Source organism: Haematobacter missouriensis (genome assembly GCF_000740775.1).
GTDB lineage: Bacteria > Pseudomonadota > Alphaproteobacteria > Rhodobacterales > Rhodobacteraceae > Haematobacter > Haematobacter missouriensis.
Window position 1 is genome coordinate 1 of record NZ_JFGS01000078.1, and the last position, 3003, is coordinate 3003.

Annotated in this window: 2 protein-coding genes; both read right to left on the minus strand. The window is 62.4% G+C overall.

The features are described 5' to 3' along the window. On the minus strand, positions 1-740 hold a 740-nt coding region (locus CG51_RS20635; protein WP_035747550.1), incomplete at its 3' end, for a hypothetical protein. Continuing rightward, on the minus strand, positions 740-2614 hold the full coding sequence (locus CG51_RS20300; RefSeq protein ID WP_143413018.1) for a hypothetical protein: 1875 nt from the start codon (positions 2612-2614) through the stop codon (positions 740-742). The genes CG51_RS20635 and CG51_RS20300, both read right to left, overlap by 1 nt. Positions 2615-3003: the final 389 nt, after the last annotated feature.

Sequence of the window (3003 nt, forward strand, 5' to 3'; positions counted from 1 at the left end):
GGGGGCGCTGTGCCAGCAGCGGAATATCGGGGCAGCGATGCGTAGATCGCGTCAACGTCCGCCAGAATTGCCCCCATGGGAGAAGACCGGACCACCTGCGGAGCAAATACCTTCTTGCCTGCCGCGACCGGCGGAGACCCCTCAAGGACAGTCAGGGTAAAGTATTCCCGAATGTAGCTCCCTTTTGCCAAAGTCGTCGCTGGAACAAGCGATAGCGCGAAGGAGCAGGTGTCGTTGGCCTGCATTGCCAGTGGGAACTGTGCCACCCGGCTTGCAGAAAACGTAACGTTAACGTCCGTGTTCACGCTCGTTCTGGCGCGCTGGTCATAGCCATGAGCCGGGGGAGCATCTGTTGGGATTTGGTGCGGCTGAGGGTTCAGCGTGGACCCGTGAATAGTCCGGCCATACGCATCGGTAGTTGTGGCTGGCGTCCGACTGGACACCTCGACCGACCCTCCACCGCCTCCGAGATAGATTATTGCCTGCCGCTGCGGGTCGTCCGTATAGATGAGTCGAGCACCGGGGGGCATTATCCCAGAGATTGTTACATCCCCCGACGAGCTCGTCGCCGTGAACGGCTGCTCTGTGGACCCGGAGGCCGTCGTGTACTCGCCCGACGTCACGCTGAGAGTGCGCACGGCATAGCCAGTGCTTGCCATGAGCGACGCGAGCGCCGTGGATGTCGTCAGCTTGCTTGCGCTCAAGCCAGCGGCGATGGGCCAATAGCGATAAAGCGCCATTACAGCCCCCCTGCCGACAGCTCATTGAATTGCATTGCGCTGCCATCCGACGGCGCTTGCGATGCAGAGCCGCCCCACCTGACGCCGGTCTTTGTCCCTGCCGGATAGCTGCCGGCGTAAGATCCGGTCGCGACCTCGACGCCAGCGACGAGCAGCCTCAGGGCTTTCGTCCCTCGGTTGATGTAAAGCCGCGCCGTGTGCTCTGCCATGATGTCGCTCATGCCCGGGACAGAGTGTGTGATCCGGGGAGAGCTGTTCCCTCCGATTCGCTCCTGCACCTGGATGGTGTCGTTGGCCGACCCCGCACTCGGTGCGACAAATGCCAGCTGGAGGAAATTGTCCGCGTCGATTCCGAAGGCAATGTAGCCGAGCGTGCCTGCTCGCCGAACTGACGCCTGACCCTCCTGATTTGTGCCCATCGCGTAGGCTTTGGCTTCGATATACCCCCCTGCGATCGGCAGCTCGTAGCCATTTAGCTGCATGTTGCTGGTCGCGTTGTTCGAGCTGCCGCGCACTCTGCCGCCGGTCGTGATCCGCATGCCGATAGACGACAATGGCGCGGCCCATGTGTGGCTACTGTTCGAGACATGCCCCGTAAGATCAGACCCCAGATTGGTCGAAAAAGTATCAACAAATTCCACAGCCGCCAGCGTGTCGAAATCCGCCTGATAGCTCTCGCGCCAGAAAACGTAAGGCGTGCCGGGAAGGTGGTCAGAGGTTGAATTGCCTGCAAAGGACAGCGCATTGCCGAAAGTGGTAAGCTGGGGTTGGTCGGCGTTGAAATCAGACTTTGGGATCATCAGCATCCGTGTGACGGCAGGCGTCGGAGCCGTGCCGGGCACAATCCGCGCGCTTGTGGGCGTGATGTCCGTGACTGAGGGCGTATTAGGCTGGCCCGGATGCACGGGGATCGTCAGCACGCCGTCGGCCTCGGAAAAGGCCCAGTCCACCTGCGGGACCGTATCCGACCATGCGCTTTCAGCCACTGCGGGGGAGCCGACGCCATTGCTGGCGCTGGAAGACCGGCGATACTGGTAATTTGCGGCGGGCGTGAAAGCCAACCCAGCAGCCACATCCTCGGGAGCCCCGGAAGGGGGTAAGCGCCGCTGGATTTTGTGCGTGGCTGTCGGGGCCGGAGTGCCGCCGAACGTGGCGGCTGGGACGGTGACGGCCAACCCAGCGGTCAGCGAGGGCATCGCGGGGTTGGTGATGACATACGGCTCGACGTCAGTGCTTGCGGGCGCGGCGGTGAACGACATGCTGTCGCTCGCAGACCCCGCGCTGTTCGTGACCGTGACAGTGACCACATAGGCCCCATCGTCGATATCGTCGAGTTCCCGATGCCACGTCCCGCCGTCGGCGGTAACAGGTGCGCCATTTCGGGTGATTTCCCACACGGGAGTCGGCGTTGGTGTTCCTGTCGCCGTCGCGGTAACGGTTACCGTGTCGCCCTCGGTAATAGCGCCAGACGGGGAGCGAGACAGGCTGACCGTCGGGGCCACGGCTGCAGCAGCAAATATCGGCGTCCATTGGGATGGCCCATGCACGTCGCTTTGTGCGGCGTTGGATACCAGGGGGTCGGACCGGTAGCGGTAGCCCTCTGCTCCGACGCCATTCGCTGGCACGGTTTCGAGCGCGCCGGTGGTGCCAAGCTGGCGTTGCGCGCGGGGAATTACATCGGGCGGGGGATAGCCGGACCATTCGCCCGGAGTGGTCGTGTAAGGCGCGCCGGGCACGGTGCCGTTTGGCGTAGAGATTGTGGCCGGGGACGTCTGATACGGGATGGCATAGACCGTCACTGGATTAGAGTGGACCGTGGTCCTGCGACCGTCTGCATCTTCGCCGGTCGAGAACCACTCGATAACGTCTGCCATCCCTTCCGCCGTGTAAGGATCGGACGTGACGCCCGTCGGTACGCGAGGTCCAGTGCCGCCGATCCGTCGGACATATCCCGAAGCCACCACATTGACACCAGCGGGCCACTGAGCGGGGGTGTGAGTGATCTGACTGCCAACAAGCACGATGTTGCCAAATATCAACTCGGGCGGGGCCAGAGGCATTGGACCTCCTGTCGGGAGTCCCCGGCCCTTACGCGGATGTCGGGGATTGTTGGACAGATATCGCGGGCGTCGAGTCATGCTGCTGATCTCCGGACATGTAAAAAATCGGCCGAAACGGCGGGTGGAGGATGAGATTTTCGTGGGATGTCAGACGAAAAACGGAACCGTGGGACGCTGGTCGCTGGCAAGAAGATGAAGCCCCT